The 16,990-nt window shown below is 71.5% G+C and carries 14 protein-coding genes; 7 read left to right on the top strand and 7 right to left on the bottom strand.

Features of this window, described 5'->3' with window-relative positions; genetic code table 11:
• Positions 1-256 precede the first annotated feature (256 nt).
• Complete coding sequence (locus tag ACIA8R_RS36870) at positions 257-1,087, top strand: hypothetical protein (RefSeq protein WP_397042319.1); 831 nt, start codon at positions 257-259, stop codon at positions 1,085-1,087.
• Here ACIA8R_RS36870 and ACIA8R_RS36865 read toward each other — a convergent pair.
• Complete coding sequence (locus ACIA8R_RS36865; RefSeq protein WP_357698538.1) at positions 1,077-1,913, bottom strand: TauD/TfdA family dioxygenase; 837 nt, start codon at positions 1,911-1,913, stop codon at positions 1,077-1,079. The two genes, ACIA8R_RS36870 and ACIA8R_RS36865, sit on opposite strands and share 11 nt — an antisense overlap.
• A 131-nt stretch (positions 1,914-2,044) precedes the next feature.
• Between ACIA8R_RS36865 and ACIA8R_RS36860 the strand changes: the two genes are divergently transcribed.
• Both ACIA8R_RS36860 and ACIA8R_RS36855 read left to right on the top strand, forming a co-directional pair.
• Entirely contained in the window at positions 2,045-4,537 is a 2,493-nt protein-coding gene (locus tag ACIA8R_RS36860) for a DNA topoisomerase (ATP-hydrolyzing) subunit A (protein ID WP_397042318.1), read from the top strand.
• Positions 4,538-4,668: 131 nt separating this feature from the next.
• The gene (locus ACIA8R_RS36855; RefSeq protein WP_397042317.1) at positions 4,669-7,722 is read left to right on the top strand and encodes a glycoside hydrolase family 3 N-terminal domain-containing protein; all 3,054 of its coding nucleotides are present in this window, start codon (positions 4,669-4,671) and stop codon (positions 7,720-7,722) included.
• Between the two features lie 74 nt (positions 7,723-7,796).
• Here the strand turns inward: ACIA8R_RS36855 and ACIA8R_RS36850 are convergent, their stop codons facing one another.
• Positions 7,797-8,171, bottom strand: a complete 375-nt coding sequence (locus ACIA8R_RS36850; protein ID WP_357698546.1) for a VOC family protein — start codon at positions 8,169-8,171, stop codon at positions 7,797-7,799.
• Positions 8,172-8,222: 51 nt separating this feature from the next.
• On the opposite strand from ACIA8R_RS36850, the gene ACIA8R_RS36845 reads away from it, so the two are divergent.
• Positions 8,223-8,789: a thioredoxin family protein gene (locus tag ACIA8R_RS36845; protein ID WP_357698548.1), complete on the top strand. Its 567-nt coding sequence runs from the start codon at positions 8,223-8,225 to the stop codon at positions 8,787-8,789.
• A 21-nt stretch (positions 8,790-8,810) separates the two neighbouring features.
• On the opposite strand, the gene ACIA8R_RS36840 is transcribed toward ACIA8R_RS36845, so the two are convergent.
• The gene (locus ACIA8R_RS36840) at positions 8,811-9,131 is read right to left on the bottom strand and encodes a hypothetical protein (RefSeq protein WP_352357718.1); all 321 of its coding nucleotides are present in this window, start codon (positions 9,129-9,131) and stop codon (positions 8,811-8,813) included.
• Positions 9,132-9,269: 138 nt separating this feature from the next.
• Here ACIA8R_RS36840 and ACIA8R_RS36835 point away from each other — a divergent pair, with 138 nt between their 5' ends.
• Complete coding sequence (locus ACIA8R_RS36835) at positions 9,270-9,764, top strand: carbonic anhydrase (RefSeq protein ID WP_364090644.1); 495 nt, start codon at positions 9,270-9,272, stop codon at positions 9,762-9,764.
• On the opposite strand, the gene ACIA8R_RS36830 is transcribed toward ACIA8R_RS36835, so the two are convergent.
• From ACIA8R_RS36830 to ACIA8R_RS36820, 3 genes are all read right to left on the bottom strand, one after another.
• Complete coding sequence (locus ACIA8R_RS36830) at positions 9,745-10,764, bottom strand: cytochrome d ubiquinol oxidase subunit II (protein WP_397042316.1); 1,020 nt, start codon at positions 10,762-10,764, stop codon at positions 9,745-9,747. The two genes, ACIA8R_RS36835 and ACIA8R_RS36830, sit on opposite strands and share 20 nt — an antisense overlap.
• 2 nt (positions 10,765-10,766) lie before the next feature.
• Positions 10,767-12,122, bottom strand: a complete 1,356-nt coding sequence (locus ACIA8R_RS36825) for a cytochrome ubiquinol oxidase subunit I (RefSeq protein ID WP_397042315.1) — start codon at positions 12,120-12,122, stop codon at positions 10,767-10,769.
• A gap of 678 nt (positions 12,123-12,800) precedes the next feature.
• A complete protein-coding gene (locus ACIA8R_RS36820) occupies positions 12,801-14,867 on the bottom strand; it encodes a DNA topoisomerase IV subunit B (RefSeq protein ID WP_357698558.1) in 2,067 nt (688 codons plus the stop codon).
• Between the two features lie 247 nt (positions 14,868-15,114).
• Here ACIA8R_RS36820 and ACIA8R_RS36815 point away from each other — a divergent pair, with 247 nt between their 5' ends.
• On the top strand, positions 15,115-15,345 hold the full coding sequence (locus ACIA8R_RS36815; protein WP_125639804.1) for a hypothetical protein: 231 nt from the start codon (positions 15,115-15,117) through the stop codon (positions 15,343-15,345).
• 84 nt (positions 15,346-15,429) lie between these two features.
• Here ACIA8R_RS36815 and ACIA8R_RS36810 read toward each other — a convergent pair whose 3' ends face one another.
• On the bottom strand, positions 15,430-16,131 hold the full coding sequence (locus tag ACIA8R_RS36810; RefSeq protein ID WP_397042314.1) for a GNAT family N-acetyltransferase: 702 nt from the start codon (positions 16,129-16,131) through the stop codon (positions 15,430-15,432).
• Between the two features lie 60 nt (positions 16,132-16,191).
• On the opposite strand from ACIA8R_RS36810, the gene ACIA8R_RS36805 reads away from it, so the two are divergent.
• Positions 16,192-16,938, top strand: a complete 747-nt coding sequence (locus tag ACIA8R_RS36805; protein WP_357698562.1) for a peroxide stress protein YaaA — start codon at positions 16,192-16,194, stop codon at positions 16,936-16,938.
• Positions 16,939-16,990: the final 52 nt, after the last annotated feature.

The raw sequence follows: 16,990 nt of genomic DNA, 5'->3' as shown, positions 1-16,990 counted from the left end.
AGGGAGGGGAAGGGCGCAGAACCGGCCCGCCACGGCCCCTGTCTCCCCGGAAGGGAGGGGGAAGGAGCGCGGAACAGACCTGCCACGGTCCTGTCCCTCCGGAAGGGCCTCCGGGGGTGGGAGCCCGGGGGTGGGAGCCCGGGGGTGGGAGCCCGGGGGTGGGAGCCCGGGGGTGGGAGCCCGGAGGTGGGAGGAACGTTGGGCGGGGGAGGAACGTTGAGCAGACGTCAAGCGGCTTTCGCCCCCAGGAGGGCTGATGACGGGGCTTGCCTGCACCTCGGCGGCACCGGCGGCGACGACGCGCCGCCGCAGAAGCATGGAAGACCACTTCGAGATGGTGGCCAGGGTGGTCCTGGCAGTCATGATCCTCACCACGGCGGGCTGTGCCGGAACCGGCATGAAAGCCTCCTACCACCCCACCTTCCTCCCGGTGAAGCTGGAGTGGGGGTCCGACGGGATGGTCCAGGTCTCGGGGGAGACCTCGCTGGTCACGCCGGTCGGCGTCTTCTCGATCGGCGCCGCGTACAACCTGCCCGAGGCGGACGACGACGCCTTCTACGTCGTCGTCCGCGACGCCCGCAAGAGCCCGGACAACCCGGACGTCGCGGGCTTCGACCACATCTACAAGGTGAACAGCGGTTCCGGCGAGTTCACTGCCGTGGTCAACGGGACGGCCGTGATCCAGGTCGTCCGCCGGCAGGTGATCGTTGACGTCACGAACGGCACCGTGCGGACCATCGAGTTCAGGAACGCCGAGACGGCCGTCAAGGAGCGCTCCGCGGGCATCGGGGACCGCTGGCAGGAGTTCTGGGACGCCTCCTTCTACTCCCCCATGGCGCTGTCCAGGTGGGCCTACGACGACTCCACGATGTCGAGCTGGTTCGGCCTGGGCTTCCTGTGGTTCCTGGTACGCCTGGCGCTGGCCATCGTCCTGGGGGTCGTCGACGTGATCCTGGTGGTGGGGTGCACGCTGGCCGCCGTGGCGTACGTGCTCATCGGCCCGACGGGACGCAACATCGTCTACGGCGTGGAGGCCCTGCTGCTCCTGTTCCTCGCCCTGTCGAGCTGGGCGGGCCTCAAGCCGTGAGGCCCTGCCCGTCCGCGTGCTCGGGGAACGCGTTGATCGTGACGCGGTGCATGCGGCGGCGTTCGGTGTAGTCGGCGACCGCGTAGTGCTGGGTGGGGCGGTTGTCCCAGAAGGCGAGCGTGCCGGGGCGCCAGTTCAGCCTGCACTGGTACTCGGGCGAGCGGATGTGGTCGATGAGCATCGGCAGCAGGGCCTCGTTCTCGCGGTCGCTCAGCCCCACCAGGCGGGTGGTGGAGGCGCGGTTGACGAACAGGGCCTTGCGACCGGTCTCGGCGTGCACGCGGACGACCGGGCGCTCGATCGGCGGCCATTTGGCCTGGATCTCGGCCAGGTCGAACGGGTGTCCCTTGGAGATCGCCTTCTTCATCGACATCGTGATGTCGTGCACGGCCGTCAGCTCGTCGCACAGCCGCTGGATCGACGGCGACAGCGTCTCGTAGGCCAGGTAGGTGTTGGCCCAGCAGGTGTCGCCGCCCACGCTCGGCAGCTGCATGCAGCGCAGCAGCGAGCCCATCGGCGGCGTGGGCTCGAAGGTGTTGTCGCTGTGCCATTCGTCGCCGCCCTCGCCCTTCGGGGAGGTCTGGTCGAGGACGTGGATCGGGCTGCCGGAGTCCTTCTTGAACGCCGGATGGTTGAGCGTGCCGAAGTTGAGGGCGAACTGAAGGTGCTGCTCGTCGTCGATGTGCTGGTCGCGGAAGAAGAGCACCAGATGCCTCAGCCACCCCTCGCGCAGGGTCGCGACGTCTTCCGGGGAGAGGGGTTTGCGCAGATCGACCCCGGTGACCTCGGCGCCGATGTGCTTGGTCACGGGATGAAACTCGATCATGGCGAAGCCTCCGGAGGCGGGGGGACGGGGTCCTCGTCTCCGACGGTAAGACCCAAGCAATTGCTTGGTCAAGGCCAGGAGACGCGCCGACGAGTCGCGGGCACCCGAGTCTCTTCGGCACAATGTTCGACATGGCCCGACGTACGACTGCACCCCCGCCTGAGGACTTCGAGGAGCGGATCGTCGACATCGACGTCTCCTCCGAGATGCGCAAGAGCTATCTCGAGTACGCGTACTCGGTGATCTACCAGCGGGCTCTGCCCGACGCTCGCGACGGCCTCAAACCGGTGCAGCGGCGCATCCTCTACTCCATGAGCGAGATGGGCCTGCGTCCCGACCGCGGCCACGTCAAGTCCTCGCGCGTCGTCGGCGACGTCATGGGCAAGCTCCACCCCCATGGCGACAGCGCCATCTACGACGCCCTCGTGCGCCTGGCGCAACCGTTCTCCATGCGCCTGCCGCTGGTCGACGGCCACGGCAACTTCGGCTCCCCCGACGACATGCCGGCCGCCATGCGGTACACCGAGGCCAGGCTGGCCCCGGCGGCGATGCTCATGGTGGAGTCGCTCGACGAGGACACCGTCAACTTCAAGCCCAACTACGACGGCCAGGAGACCGAGCCCACGGTCATGCCGTCGGCGTTCCCCAACCTGCTGGTCAACGGCACCACCGGCATCGCGGTCGGCATGGCGACCAACATGGCGCCGCACAACCTCGCCGAGGTCGTGGCCGCCGCCCGTCACCTGATCAAGAAGCCCGACGCCACGCTCGACGAGCTGATGAAGTTCGTGCCCGGCCCCGACCTGCCGACCGGCGGCTCGATCATCGGGCTGCAGGGCGTGCGCGACGCCTACGAGACCGGCCGCGGCACGTTCCGCATGCGGGCCAGGTGCGCGGTCGAGCAGATCACGCCGCGGCGCAAGGGCATCATCGTCACCGAGCTGCCCTACAACGTCGGCCCCGAGCGCGTGGTCACCAAGATCAAGGAGCTGGTGACCAACAAGAAGCTCCAGGGCATCGCCGACCTGAAGGACCTCACCGACCGGCACAAGGGCCTGCGCCTGGTCATCGAGATCAAGAACGGCTTCATCCCCGAGGCCGTCCTGGAGGAGCTCTACCGGCTCACGCCGATGGAGGAGACCTTCGGCATCAACAACGTCGCCCTGGTCGACGGCGAGCCGCGCACGCTCGGCCTGCGCGAGCTGCTGCAGGTCTACGTCGACCACCGGCTGGAGGTCGTGCGGCGCAGGTCCGAGTACCGCCGGCGCAAGCGCGAGGAGCGCCTGCACCTGGTCGACGGCCTGATCATCGCGCTGCTCAACATCGACGAGGTCATCCAGGTCATCCGTTCCTCCGACGACTCGGCGCAGGCCCGCGCCCGGTTGATGGAGGTCTTCGACCTGACCGAGATCCAGGCCGCCTACATCCTCGACACGCCGCTGCGCCGGCTGACCAGGTTCGACAAGCTGGAGCTCGACAGCGAGAAGGAGACGCTGAGCCAGGAGATCGCGGCGCTCACCGAGATCCTGTCCTCGGAGACGAAGCTGCGGCAGGTGGTCTCGGGCGAGCTGGCCGAGGTGGCCAAGAAGTACGCCACGCCGCGCCGTACCGTGCTGCTGGAGGCGCCGGGCGTGGCCCGCACGCCGGTGGTGTCGCTGCAGGTGGCCGACGACCCGTGCTGGGCGCTGCTGTCCTCGACCGGGCTGCTGGCCCGCACGTCCGACGCCGCTCCGCTGGCGGGTGACGGCGATCGGTCCGCGCACGACGTGCTGGTGTCGGTGGCGCGCACGTCCGTACGCGGTGAGGTGGGCGTGGTGACCTCGCTCGGGCGGCTGATCCGGGTCCAGGTGGTCGATCTGCCGACGTTGCCGCCCTCGGCCAACCCGCCGACGCTGTCGGGCGGCCATCCGGTCTCCGAGTTCGTCTCGCTGCAGCCGGACGAGAAGGTCGTGGGCCTCGGCTCGCTCGATCCCGACAGCCCCGGGCTCGCGCTGGGCACGGCCCAGGGCGTGGTCAAGCGGGTGGTGCCCGACTACCCGGCCAACCGCGACGACTTCGAGGTGATCGCCCTCAAGGACGGCGACACCGTGGTGGGCGCCGCCGAGCTCGACTCCGAGGACCACGACCTGGTCTTCATCTCCTCCGACGCCCAGCTCCTGCGCTACCCGGCCTCGCTGGTGCGTCCCCAGGGGCGTCCGGCGGGCGGCATGGCCGGCATCCGGCTCGACGACGGCGCCCGGGTGATCTGGTTCGGCGTGGTCGACCCCTCGCGTCCGTCGCAGGTGGTCACCGTGGCCGGGTCCTCGACGGCGCTGCCGGGCACGCAGGTCGGCGGCGGCAAGGTCTCCGACTACGCCGAGTTCCCGCCGAAGGGGCGGGCCACGGGCGGCGTGCGGGCCCAGCGCTTCCTGAAGGGCGAGGACGAGCTGCTGCTCGCCTGGGCCGGCCCCGCGCCCGCCAAGGCGGTGTCGGCGGTGGGCAAGCCGGTGCCGCTGCCGGAGGAGGTGGGCCGCCGCGACGGCTCGGGCGTGCGCCTGACGCACACCATCGGCGCCGTCGGCGGCGCCCTGGCCGCGGGCCCCGAGACGGACGCGCCGCCACCTCGGGCGGCCGACGAGGAGTGACCGCCGTCCGGCGGAGGCGGGCCCGGCCCCCTCCGCCGGACGCGGGCGAGAGCGGTTTCCCGTCAGGCTGTTATGAAACCGGCTCGCGGCACGATCCCTTCGTGAGAGCGCTCTCTCTGCTGGGAGGTAACGTGTTCCGAGCCAGACCATCGTCATGGACGGCCCTCGCCCTGGTCGCCTCGCTGGCCGTCGTCCCGCCCGCCGCCCAGGCGGCGGCCGAACCGCGTACGGTCACCGACTTCGAGTCCGACGGCGTCCCCCAAGGCGTGTCCGCCTGGGGCAACGACGCCCCCTCCACCCCCACGCTCACCGTGCAGCCCGCCCAGGACCGCCCGGACGCCACCGCGGCGAACCGGGCGCTCAAGGCGGTCTACGACGTGAGCCAGTGGGGCGGCTGGTCCCACGACCTGTCCGCCACCCAGGACTGGTCCCCGTACGAGGGCTTCTCGTTCTGGGTGAACGGCACCGGCTCCGGCCAGAAGGTCTTCTTCGAGATCAAGGACGGCGGCGCCGGCGCGGGCGCGTCCGAGCTGTTCGAGTCCTCCTTCACCGACGACACCGCCGGCTGGCGGCAGATCAGGACGCCCTTCGCCGACTTCGTCCGCCGCGCCGACTACCAGCCGGGCGGCGCGCCCACGGACGGCGAGCTCGACCTGGTCGCCATGTGGGGCTACTCGATGCGCCTGCCGGCCGCCTCGGGCACCCTGATCTGGGACGACGTCCAGGTCTACGGCACCGCGCCGCCCCGCCCGGCCCGCCTGTCCACCACCAGGCCCGTCTACACGGTGGACGAGAAGGGCGTCGCCCAGGTCGGCGTCACGCTCACCACGGCCGACGGCGCTCCCCTGCCCGCCGCCCTGACCGTCGACTACGCCACCGGCACCGGCACGGCCACCCCGGGCGCGGACTACACCCCGGCGCGCGGCACGCTGACCTTCCCGGCGGGCACGGCCTCCGGCTCGTCCAGGACGTTCACCGTCAAGACGCTCGCCGACGGCGAGAACGAGGTCGCCGAGACCATCCCCCTCACCCTCTCGGGCTCCGGCGCCAGGCCCCCGGCCGAGCAGCCGGTCATCGTGATCAACGCGCACGGCCTGCCCTACCTGGACACGCGCCGCCCGGTCCGGCAACGCGTGGCCGACCTGCTGGCCCGGATGACCCTGGAAGAGAAGGTCGGCCAGATGACGCAGGCCGAACGCGGCGCGCTGGCCAAGCAGAGCGACATCGCCACGTACGTGCTCGGCTCGCTGCTGTCGGGCGGCGGCTCGACCCCGGCCGTCAACACCCCGGCGGCCTGGGCCGACATGATCGACGCCTTCCAGGCCCGCGCGTTGCAGACCCGCCTGCAGATCCCGCTGATCTACGGCGTGGACGCCGTGCACGGCCACAACAACGTCGTCAGCGCGACGATCTTCCCGCACAACGTGGGCATGGGCGCCACCCGCGACCCCGAGCTGGTCAGGCAGGAGGGGAAGATCACCGCCCGCGAGGTCAGGGCCACCGGCGTCCCGTGGGACTTCGCGCCGTGCCTGTGCGTCTCGCGCGACGACCGGTGGGGCCGCGCGTACGAGTCCTTCAGCGAGGACCCCGCCCTGGTCTCCAGGCTGGCCACCATCGTGGACGGCCTCCAGGACAACGGCGTGCTGGCCACCGCCAAGCACTACGCCGGCGACGGCGGCACCGCGTACGGCTCCTCGACCACCGGCGACTACACGATCGACCAGGGCGTCACCAGGACCACCAGGACGGAGCTGGAGGCGCTCCACCTGGCGCCGTTCGCCGAGGCGGTCAGGCGCGGCGTCGGCAGCGTCATGCCGTCCTTCTCCAGCGTGGACTTCGGCGACGGCCCGCTGAAGATGCACGCGCACAAGGAGCTGATCACCGACGTGCTCAAGGGCCGGCTCGGCTTCAAGGGGTTCGTGGTCAGCGACTGGCAGGCCATCGACCAGCTCCCCGGCGACTACGCGAGCGACGTGCGCACCTCGGTCAACGCCGGCCTGGACATGATCATGGTGCCGTACGCGTACCCGGCGTTCTTCGCCGCGTTGAAGGCCGAGGCGGAGGCCGGGCGGGTGCCGATGTCGCGGATCGACGACGCGGTCTCCAGGATCCTGACGCAGAAGTTCCGGCTGGGCCTGTTCGAGCGCCCGTACGCCGACCGGTCCGGCATCGGCGACGTCGGCTCGGCGGCGCACCGGGCGGTGGCCCGTACGGCGGCGGCCAGGTCGCAGGTGCTGCTGAAGAACGACGGCGCCCTGCTGCCGCTGAGCCCCACCGCCAGGCTGTACGTGGCCGGCTCGAACGCCGACGACCTCGGCGCCCAGGCGGGCGGCTGGACGATCACCTGGCAGGGCTCCTCCGGCCCGATCACCCCGGGCACGACGATCCTGCGGGCCGTCCGGGCCCGCGCCGCGTCGGTCACCTACTCGGCCGACGCCTCCGCGCCGCTCGCCGGGCACGACGTGGGGGTCTTGGTGGTGGGCGAGAAGCCGTACGCGGAAGGTGTGGGCGACGTGGGCCGCGCCGGGCGCACGCTGGAGCTGTCGGCGGCCGACCGGGCCGCGGTGGACCGGGTGTGCGCGGCGATGAGATGCGTCGTGCTGGTCGTGTCGGGGCGTCCGCTGGCGCTGGGCGACCTGACGGGCGTCGAGGCGGTGGTGGCGTCCTGGCTGCCGGGCACCGAGGGCTCAGGGGTGGCCGACCCGCTGTTCGGGGCCGTGCCGTACACCGGGCGGCTGCCGTTCACCTGGTTCCGGACGGCCGCGCAGGTGCCCGTCAACGTGGGCGACGCCGCCTACGACCCGCTGTGGCCGTACGGGTGGGGCCTGCGGACCGATCGGGCGCGGGACCGGCTCAGGGCCGCCCGTGACACGCTCGCCGGCGGCGACGGACCGTCCAGGGCCGCGGCGGCGGCGCTGACCCTCGCGCTGGGCGAGCGGGCGTGGCACGCCGACGGCTCGGTCCGCGACGCGCGCGCCGTGCTGGCCGCCGTGGGGACGTCGGCCTCGCTGCTCGAACGCTCCCGCACCGACTCGGCGGCCGTGGACGACGCCGTGGTCTCGGTGGCCAGGGACGTCGCCCAGGCCACGGGCAGGCGCTTCGACCTTCAGGCGGCGGCCGACCACGAACTGGCCTCCGGCCGCCCGCGCAAGGCCGTGGACCTGCTGGCCCAGGCGGCCCGCTGACCGCGCGCCCGCCCCGCTTCGGTGCGGGGCGGGCGCGTGCTCCCGCCTTGCTCCGGGACGGGACAGGCGCCCGCTCAGTCCTTGCAGAGGCAGAACGGGTGGCCGGCGGGGTCGAGGAAGACCCGGAAGCTGTCGTCCTCGCTCGGCTGCCGCTCGTGCTTGGTCGCGCCGATCTCCAGCACCTGCCGCTCGGCCTTGTCCAGGTCGGTGACCGTGACGTCGATGTGGAGCTGCTGCGGCCGCTCGCCGTCCGGCCACGTCGGCGGCCGGTGGCCGGGGACGCGCTGGAAGGCCAGGCGCTTGGGCGAGCCGCCGTCCTCGACGACCACCCAGTCCTCGTCCTCGTACGTGACGGGCCAGCCGAGCAACCGAGAGTAGAACTCGGCGAGCGCCCGCGGCTCCGGGCAGTCGAGGACCGTCGTGCGGAACTCCGCGATGCCGTCCATCATTCACCTCCTGGACTTGTTTCGCCGGCGTCCCCGCCGACGAGAATGAAGGTCATGGCTGCCAACTCGTACATGGTTCCCCTGGGCGCGCCCGCGCCGTCCTTCGACCTCACCGCCATCGACGGCGGCAGCGTCTCGCTCGCGGACCTCAAGGGCTCCCCCGCCACGCTGGTGGTCTTCCTGTCCAACCACTGCCCCTACGTACGGCACATCGAGACGGGCCTCGGAGCGCTGGCCGCCGGCTACGGCTCCAGGCTGTCGGTGGTGGGCATCTGCAGCAACGACAGCGTGAACTACCCGGACGATGATCCCACACACCTGGCCGAACAGGCCCGGCGTGCGGGGTTTCCGTTCCCGTATCTGCTCGACGACACCCAGGACGTCGCCAAGGCGTACCGCGCGGCCTGCACGCCCGACTTCTTCCTCTACGACGGCGAGCTGCGGCTCGTCTACCGGGGTGAGTTCGACGGGTCGCGCCCCGGCAACCCGGTCCCTGTGACGGGTTCCTCCCTCCGGGCGGCGGTCGACGCGCTGCTCGCGGGCGACCCCGTCCCGGCCGACCAGCGCGCCTCGATCGGCTGCGGCATCAAGTGGCGGCCGGGGAACGAGCCCACGGCCTGACCGTGTCAGGCGAAGGCGGCGTCAGGCGGAGGCGGCGGCCTCGATGGCGGCGGGCAACGCGAGCAGCAGTTCGTGCGGCTCACCACCGGTCCACGATCGGATCAGCCGGACCCCGGCCTCGCCCGGGTCGAACTCCTCGCAGCCGAGCGGGCCGTAGCAGCCCGCCTGGTCGAGCATGAGGATGATCGGGTCGTCCTCGGGCAGGCCGGCGGCGTACGCGGCGGTGTCGAGCAGGGCCAGCGCGCATCTGGCGTTGCGCCCGTCGTCGTTGGACTCCACGCGGTCGAGGCGACGCCGGGCCTGAGCGCGGAGATACGCGGCGAGCGATTCGGACCTACTCACGACTGACCTCTTCGACGACGTACAGATGGTGACGACATCATCACTCAAGGTGAGTGTATTTGGTGGGACCTTCGGGAACTCGCGCCAGTCGCCACCCCGGAAAGCATCATCTTTGGGACGTAAGGGAAGATCTGAGGCATGACTGCGTTCGACGACCTCTATGCCGCCAACGCGAAGTACGCCAAGGACTTCGGCGACTCCGGGCTCACCGGCCGCGCAGCCCGCGGGCTGGCCGTGGTGACCTGCATGGACTCCCGCATCGACCCGCTGGGCCTGCTGGGCCTGCAGCCCGGCGACGCCAAGATCCTGCGCAACGCCGGCGCCCGCGTCACCGACGACGTGCTGCGCACGCTGGTCCTGGCCGTGTACCTGCTCGGCGTCGAGCGGGTCCTGGTCATGCCGCACACCGACTGCGGGATGACCAAGGTGACGGACGGCGACGTGCACGAGCTGACCAGCGCCCGCGGGGTGGACACCCGCAGCCTGGAGTTCCACACCGTCCCCGACCAGGGCATGGCGCTCCGGCACGACCTCACCCGCATCCGCACGACGCCGTTCCTGCCCGCCGACATGCCGGTGACGGGCGCGATCTACGACGTCCGCACGGGCCGGCTCACGCCGGTCGCCGACTGACAGCCTCGCGCCGATCGCGCTGGAAGGTTGCGTACAGCCACCACAGCGACGGGACCAGCAGCACCGCGCCGACGGCCAGCGACCCGAGGCTGGCGCCCAGCACCGCGTCGGTGGCCGCGGCGCGGTCGAGGGTCAGGCCGGGGAGCAGCACGGGGTACTGCCCCACGCCCCACCCCCACAGCAGCCCCGTCACGGCCAGCGCGGCGGTGACGCGTACCGCGAGGTAGGCCCGCCGCCACAGCAGCACCAGCGAGGCCAGCCCGGCCGCCACCGACAGCACCAGCAGCGGCAGGGCTCGACCCGAGGTCAGCTCGGTGAACAGGGCGGGCGCGTCGGCGCGCAGCACGAGCAGGCTCACCACCGCCAGCACGCCGACGACCGCCCCGCAGCCCAGCGCCCGCCGCCGGAACTCCTCGGCCAGGTCCTCCTCGCCGCCGCGCCGGGCGTCGCGGGTCAGGTAGACGGCCGCCAGGTACGCGGCCGTGGCGACGCCCAGCGCGCCGACCGCCATCGACGTGGGGTTGAGCCAGCTTCGGACCAGGTCGCCCTTGGCGATGCCGGGCGGCACCCGGCCGGAGGCGATGCCGCCCGCCGCGGCGCCGAGGAAGAACGGGGTCACCACCGAGGAGAAGGCGAAGGTGGCGCCGAACAGCCGCCGCTGCCAGAGCCGCGCGGAGACCTTGCGGAAGGCGAACGCCGCTCCGCGCCCGATCACACCCAGCGCCACCAGCGTGAGCGGGATGTAGAGGGTGGAGGCGACCGAGGCGAACACCGACGGCACGCCGGTCCACGCCAGCACGATCACGAAGATCAGCCACACGTGGTTGGCCTCCCAGATCGGGCCGATGGAGTGCTCCACCAGATCCCGCCGCCGCCGGCCGCGCTCGGCGCCGCCGGCCAGCAGGTCCCAGACGCCGCCGCCGAAGTCCGCGCCCCCGAACAGCACGTACGCCGTCAGCCCGACCCACATGACGGCCAGCATGATCTGCGGCAGCGGCATGGTCACACGACCTTGTAGCCGGTGACGTCGGGCTCCTGCGGCGCCAGCGGCACGGGCACGTCCCGGGACAGGCGGCGCATCACGTACACGGTGGCGACGGTCAGGGCCACGTACACGGCGGTGACCAGCGCGAACCCGTACACCAGGCCGGGCGCGGGGTTGACCGCCTCCGACGTGCGCATCACCCGGAACACGATCCACGGCTGGCGTCCGACCTCCGTGACCACCCAGCCGCTCTCCAGCGCCAGCACGGCGGCCACGCCCGACAGCGCGACACCGCGCAGGAACCACGGCGTTCGCGGCAGGTCACGCCGCCGCTTCCAGGACAGCGCGAGACAGGCCGCGAGCAGCAGCAGCGCGAAGCCCAGCAGCACCATGACCTGGAACCCCCAGTGCACGATGTTGACCGGCGGCCAGTCGGCGGGCGGCACCTCGGTCAGGCCGGCGATCTCGGCGTGCGGGTTCCAGTGGGCCAGCAGGGACAGGCCGTAGGGGATCTCCAGGGCGTACTTCAGCTCGCCGTCCACCGCGATCCCGCCCAGGTGCAGCGGCACGTCGCGGCTCGTCCGGAACACGCCTTCCATGGCGGCCAGCTTGACCGGCTGGTACTCGGCCACGAAGTGCGCGGCCCAGTCGCCGACGCCGATCTGCACGGGGGTGACGGCCGCCGCGACCGTGAGCGGCAGCAGCAGGCCGAGGCGGTGGTAGCGGTCCCGGCGGCCGCGCAGCATGGCGACCGCGTACACGCCGGCCATCAGGAACCCGGCCACCATGAACGCCGCCAGGATCATGTGCACGGTCTGCGGCGGCGTGGCCCGGTTGAACATCGCCGCCCACGGATCGACGGCGACGATCCGGCCGCCCTCCACCCGGTACCCCGTGGGCTGCTGCATCCAGGCGTTGGCGGCCACCACGAAGAACGCGCTGGCCACCCCCGCCAGCACGATGGGGATCCCCGACAACAGGTGCGGGACGGGACGCAGCCGGTCCCAGGCGTACAGGTAGATGCCGAGGAAGATGGCCTCGACGAAGAACGCGATGCCCTCCAGCGAGAACGGCAGGCCGATGACCTCGCCGTACACGCCCATCATGCCCGGCCACAGGAGCCCCATCTCGAACGACAGGATCGTCCCGGACACCGCCCCGACCGCGAACAGCACCCCGAGCGCCCTGGCCCACCGCCGCGCCAGCAGCCGGTAGTTGTTGTCCCCGGTGCGCTGCCCCCGCCACTCGGCCAGCAACGTGATGGCCGGCATCCCGACGCCGAGACAGGCGATGACGATGTGCCAGCCGAGCGACAACGCCATCTGCATCCGCGCCGCGCCGAGATCCACCGCCGCCCCCGCAGCCAGCCCCATCGAACGCCCCCTCCCCCGCGAGCACGCCCCGAGCGCGTGATCGGGGGCCGGCGAGCCACATGAACTCGTCCCTGACCGATTGCCCGCGAAACGGCGGCATTCCGCCCGTACCCACTCGACCCGCGATGACACTAAGCAACCAACCGTTACCGAGAGCAGTCATTCGTGCCGCCCACGACGGGTCTGCAGCCTCGCCCCCGGAAGGGCCCCCACGGCCCCAGAACGCCCCTGGAGCGCCTCGACCTCCGCCCGGACCTCCGAAGCTCTACGAGAGGCCGTAGCGCCGAGGCGTCGCCCCCAGGCCCCCTGAGCAACCGAAGGGGCACCCTCAGGCCTCGACGCCACCGGAGGCGGCATACCCACACCCCCGAGAGCCCCACCCGGCCGCCTCACACGGCGACAACGGGCACGACACACCTCAAGGCCAGCTCGGCTTGACGCCTGCTGACACCAGGCGCATCACCGTGAGGCCCGCGATCTCTCTGGAGCCAGGAACCCTCTGGCGCTCAGGCATTCCGTGGGACCGGGATGTCCTCCGAGAACCGGGCCCCGCGCCGGGGCCGTTTGGAGCCTCAGATTCCCTCTGCGGCCCCGGCCCTCTCAAGGCGGTGTCCCTCTGGAGCCACCGGGGGCACCCTGAGGCCGGGGCAACCGGCCTCAGAAGGTGCCCGTCCCGGATCAGGCGTCGATGTGGTCGCGGTCGACCTCGGCCGCGCTGCTGACGATGAACTCCCGCCGCGGCGCCACGTCGCTCCCCATCAGCAGGCTGAAGATGGACTCGGCCCCTTCGGCGTCCTCGATGCGCACCCGGCGCAGCACCCGGTGCCGCGGGTCCATCGTGGTCTCGGCGAGCTGGTCGGCGTCCATCTCCCCCAGGCCCTTGTACCGCTGCACCGGGTCCTTCCAGCGCTTGCCCCGCCGCTCCAGGTCGCGCAGAACCTTGTGCAGCTCGGCGTCGGAGTAGCAGTAGATGTACTTCTCCTTGCCGCGCCCCGGGTTGGTGAGCTCGATGCGGTGCAGCGGCGGCACGGCCGCGAACACCCGCCCGGCCTCCACCATCGGCCGCATGTAGCGGTGGAACAGGGTGAGCAGCAGGCAGCGGATGTGCGCGCCGTCGACGTCGGCGTCGGCCATGAGGATGACCTTGCCGTAGCGGGCCGCCTCGATGTCGAACGAACGCCCCGACCCGGCCCCCACCACCTGGATGATCGCGGCGCACTCGGCGTTCTTGAGCATGTCGCTCACGGACGCCTTCTGCACGTTGAGGATCTTGCCGCGGATCGGCAGCAGCGCCTGGAACTCGGAGTCGCGGGCCAGCTTGGCCGTGCCGAGCGCGGAGTCGCCCTCGACGATGAACAGCTCGCTGCGGTCGACGGCGTCGCTGCGGCAGTCGACCAGCTTGGCCGGCAGCGCCGAGTTCTCCAGGGCGCTCTTGCGCCGCTGGTTGTCGCGGTGCTCACGGGCCGCGATGCGGGCCTTGGCGGCGGCGACGATCTTCTCCAGCACGGCCCGCAGCGGCTGCTTGAACCCGCGCGGCGGGTTGGCGAACAGCTCCTTGAGCTCGCGCGAGACGACGTGCGAGACGATGCGGGTGGCCGCCGAGGTGCCGAGGACCTCCTTGGTCTGCCCCTCGAACTGCGGCTCGGGCACCCGGACGGTGACCACGCCGGTCAGCCCCTCGGAGATGTCCTCCTTGTTGACCGGGTCGTCGCCGCTCTTCAGCAGCCGGGTCTCGCGCAGCAGCTCGTTGATCGTACGGACCAGGCCGCGTTCGAAACCGGTCAGGTGGGTGCCGCCCTTGGGCGTGGCGATCACGTTGACGAACGAGCGGATGGTCGACTCGTAGCCCTTGCCCCACCGGACCGCCACGTCGACGGTGAGCTCGCGCTGCACCTCGGTGGGTGTCATGTGGCCCTGGTCGTCGAGGACCGGCACGGTCTCGTGGAAGTGGCCCACGCCCTGCAGGCGCAGCACGTCGCAGACGGGCTCGTCGCGGGCCAGGAACTCGGTGAACTCGGAGATGCCGCCGTCGAAGCGGAACTCCTCGCCGGTGCGCTCCTCGCCTCTGCTGTCGAAGACCGCCAGCGTCAGGCCGGGCACCAGGAACGCGGTCTGCCGCAGGCGCACGTGGATCTCGTCGAGCGAGACCTCGGCGTCGGGCAGGAAGATCTGCTTGTCGGCCCAGAAGCGCACGCGGGTGCCCGTGACGTTCTTGGGCAGGCTGCCGCCGATCCGCAGCCCGGACTTCTTCTTGAACTTGGCCGTGGGCCCGTCGCCGTCGAAGACGCCGGGCACGCCGCGCCTGAAGCTGATCTCGTGGACCCGCCCGTCGAGGTCGACCTCGACGTCGAGCCGGGAGGACAGGGCGTTGACCACGGAGGCGCCCACGCCGTGGAGGCCGCCGGAGGCGCCGTAGGAGCCGCTGCCGAACTTCCCGCCGGCGTGCAGCTTGGTGTAGACGAGCTCGACACCGGCCAGGCCGGTCTTGGGGTGGATGTCAACGGGGATGCCGCGGCCGTTGTCCCGCACCTCGATGGAGCCGTCGGCGTAGAGCTCGACCTCGATGCGGTCGCAGTGGCCGGCCAGCGCCTCGTCGACGCCGTTGTCCACGATCTCCCAGAGGCAGTGCATGAGCCCGCGGCTGTCGGTGGACCCGATGTACATGCCCGGCCGCTTGCGTACGGCCTCGAGGCCCTCAAGCACCGACAGGTGACGAGCCGTGTAACCCGCCTCCACTACCGTCACTCTTGCTCCCCTGGTCTAAGCATCGAACACGTGTGCGTAGCCTACCGTTCTTCCCTTAGGCACGCGTACAAGCTTGCCATGGCGACACGTTTGCCGTTACCAACCGGCTGATCGCCATTACTTTCGGACACATTCTGCTCTGGGCGTAGCGAGGCGGAGGTTGGGAACGTCCACGTCCGGTTAGATGTTGTCTCAAGTGACTGACGCCAGATCCTCGCTTCGGCGGGGGTGACCCGAAAGGCGATACGTGACTGGAGCTCTCGCCCCCGTTAAGCCGCTGACGGCCCTCGACCGCTGCGACCGCTGCGGCGCCCAGGCCTACATTCGCGCGACCCTGCCTGTTGGTGGGGAGCTGCTGTTCTGCGCCCACCATGGGCGTCAGCACGTCGCAGCGCTGCGCGAAAAGGGCGCCGACATCCTGGACGAGTCGGCTCGCCTCAGCGAAACCCCTTCAATGAACCCCAACGACGATCGCTGACGCGTTCGTTGTGATCACATAACCTCATATTGCACGTCCAGCTCGGCGATCCCGGCGCACCACGCCGGGGTCGCCGTTCTGCGTTCAGCCGTTCCGCACGCGGTAGTGGTACCGGCCGACGGTCTGGAATCCCTCGCCGCGGTACAAAGCCTGGGCCGCCCGGTTGGGCTCGGTGGTGACCAGATACGCGCTCTTCGCCCCGGCATGCCTGGTCAGAGCACGCAGCACCGTACGCGCGAGGCCGCGCCGCCGGGCGCTCGGCAACGTCGCCATGCAGAAGATCCCCGCCGTGTCGCCCTGCGGCACGACCCGCCCGACCGCGACCGGGACGCCGTCCTCCTCGACGGCCGCGTACCAGGCGGGCACGCCGGTGCAGATGCGGGTGGCCTCCTCCAGGCCGGCGCCGTACCGGCCGTCGACGGACCACCAGGTCTCCAGCCATTCCGGCCACGGGTGGTCCTCGACCCGGACCGGGCCGTGCGGCTCGGCCGGCGGCGAACCGGCCATGATGAGCGTCGGGTCGACCAGCTCGTAACCTCTGCGGGCCAGCTCGGCGTCCAGGCCGGGCCAGGTGCCGGGGCCGATGGAGAAGGCGCAGCTCTGTCCCCGCTCGCCGTAGAACGCCTCGGCGGCGCCGATCGCGGCGTCGAGGTCGGCGGGGGCGTGCAGGGCCAGCACCGAGTTCGCCCGTTTGGTCACGCCTCCAGCGCCACGCAGCACCCAGCCGTCATGCGAACGCTGTTCGTAGGCCGGCCACGCCTGGTGCACCAGCAGGTCCACATTCATCCGCGCAGCCTAGCCGACCAGCGCGAACACCCTCTGACCGGCCCGTTAGGGTGTGGGGTTGTGCTGATTCTGCTGCCGCCGTCCGAAGGAAAGGCCTCCGAGGGGAGCGGGCCGCCGCTCGGGGAGCTGTCCTTCCCCAAGCTCGACCGTGCCCGCAAGCGGGTCGTCTCCGCGCTCATCCGGGCCTCCAAGCGCCGCGACGCCGCGCAGGTGCTCGGGCTGACGCCCGGCCTGGCGGGCGAGGCGGCCAAGAACACGGCGTTGCGGACCGCCCCCACCCTGCCCGCCGCCGACCTCTACACCGGCGTCCTGTACGACAACCTCGGCCTGAACACCCTGGACGACGCCGCCAGGGCCAGGGCGGAGGAGTCCGTGCTGATCTTCTCCGGCCTGTGGGGCGTGCTGCGCGTCACCGACCAGGTGCCCCCGTACCGCCTGTCGATGGGCGTCAGCCTGCCGCCGCTGGGCGGTCTGGCCGCCTACTGGCGCACCCACCTGGCCAAGGAACTGGACCGCATACCGGGGCTGGTGGTGGACCTGCGCTCGTCCACGTACGCGGGGGCGTGGCAGCCCGGCGACCGGTCGGTGTCGGTACGCGTCTTCCGTGACGGCAAGGTCGTCAGCCACATGGCCAAGGCCACCCGGGGTGAGATCGCCCGCGTCCTGCTCCAGCAGGAGGAGGCCCCCGGCACCCCCGAGGAGCTGGCCAAGACCCTCGGCAACCTGGGCTGGACGGTCGACCTCACCGAGCCCGCGCGGGCGAACCGCCCCTGGCTCCTCGACGTACACGTCACCGACCCGGCCTGACGGCCGCCGAAACGGCGATCGCCCCGCCCGGAAGGTTCCGGACGGGGCGATC

The sequence above is a fragment of the Nonomuraea sp. NPDC051191 genome (genome assembly GCF_044455665.1).
Taxonomy (GTDB): domain Bacteria; phylum Actinomycetota; class Actinomycetes; order Streptosporangiales; family Streptosporangiaceae; genus Nonomuraea.
The sequence above is the reverse complement of the archived record's forward strand: the minus strand, read 5'-3'. Positions and strand labels throughout refer to the sequence as shown.

Bases quoted from the DNA above. Each gene is read 5' to 3' on its own strand.
- ACIA8R_RS36870 (WP_397042319.1), top strand. From the start codon at position 257: ATGACGGGGCTTGCCTGCACCTCGGCGGCACCGGCGGCGACGACGCGC.
- ACIA8R_RS36865 (WP_357698538.1), bottom strand. From the start codon at position 1,913: ATGATCGAGTTTCATCCCGTGACCAAGCACATCGGCGCCGAGGTCACC.
- ACIA8R_RS36860 (WP_397042318.1), top strand. From the start codon at position 2,045: ATGGCCCGACGTACGACTGCACCCCCGCCTGAGGACTTCGAGGAGCGG.
- ACIA8R_RS36850 (WP_357698546.1), bottom strand. From the start codon at position 8,171: ATGATGGACGGCATCGCGGAGTTCCGCACGACGGTCCTCGACTGCCCG.
- ACIA8R_RS36845 (WP_357698548.1), top strand. From the start codon at position 8,223: ATGGCTGCCAACTCGTACATGGTTCCCCTGGGCGCGCCCGCGCCGTCC.
- ACIA8R_RS36835 (WP_364090644.1), top strand. From the start codon at position 9,270: ATGACTGCGTTCGACGACCTCTATGCCGCCAACGCGAAGTACGCCAAG.
- ACIA8R_RS36830 (WP_397042316.1), bottom strand. From the start codon at position 10,764: ATGCCGCTGCCGCAGATCATGCTGGCCGTCATGTGGGTCGGGCTGACG.
- ACIA8R_RS36825 (WP_397042315.1), bottom strand. From the start codon at position 12,122: ATGGGGCTGGCTGCGGGGGCGGCGGTGGATCTCGGCGCGGCGCGGATG.
- ACIA8R_RS36810 (WP_397042314.1), bottom strand. From the start codon at position 16,131: ATGAATGTGGACCTGCTGGTGCACCAGGCGTGGCCGGCCTACGAACAG.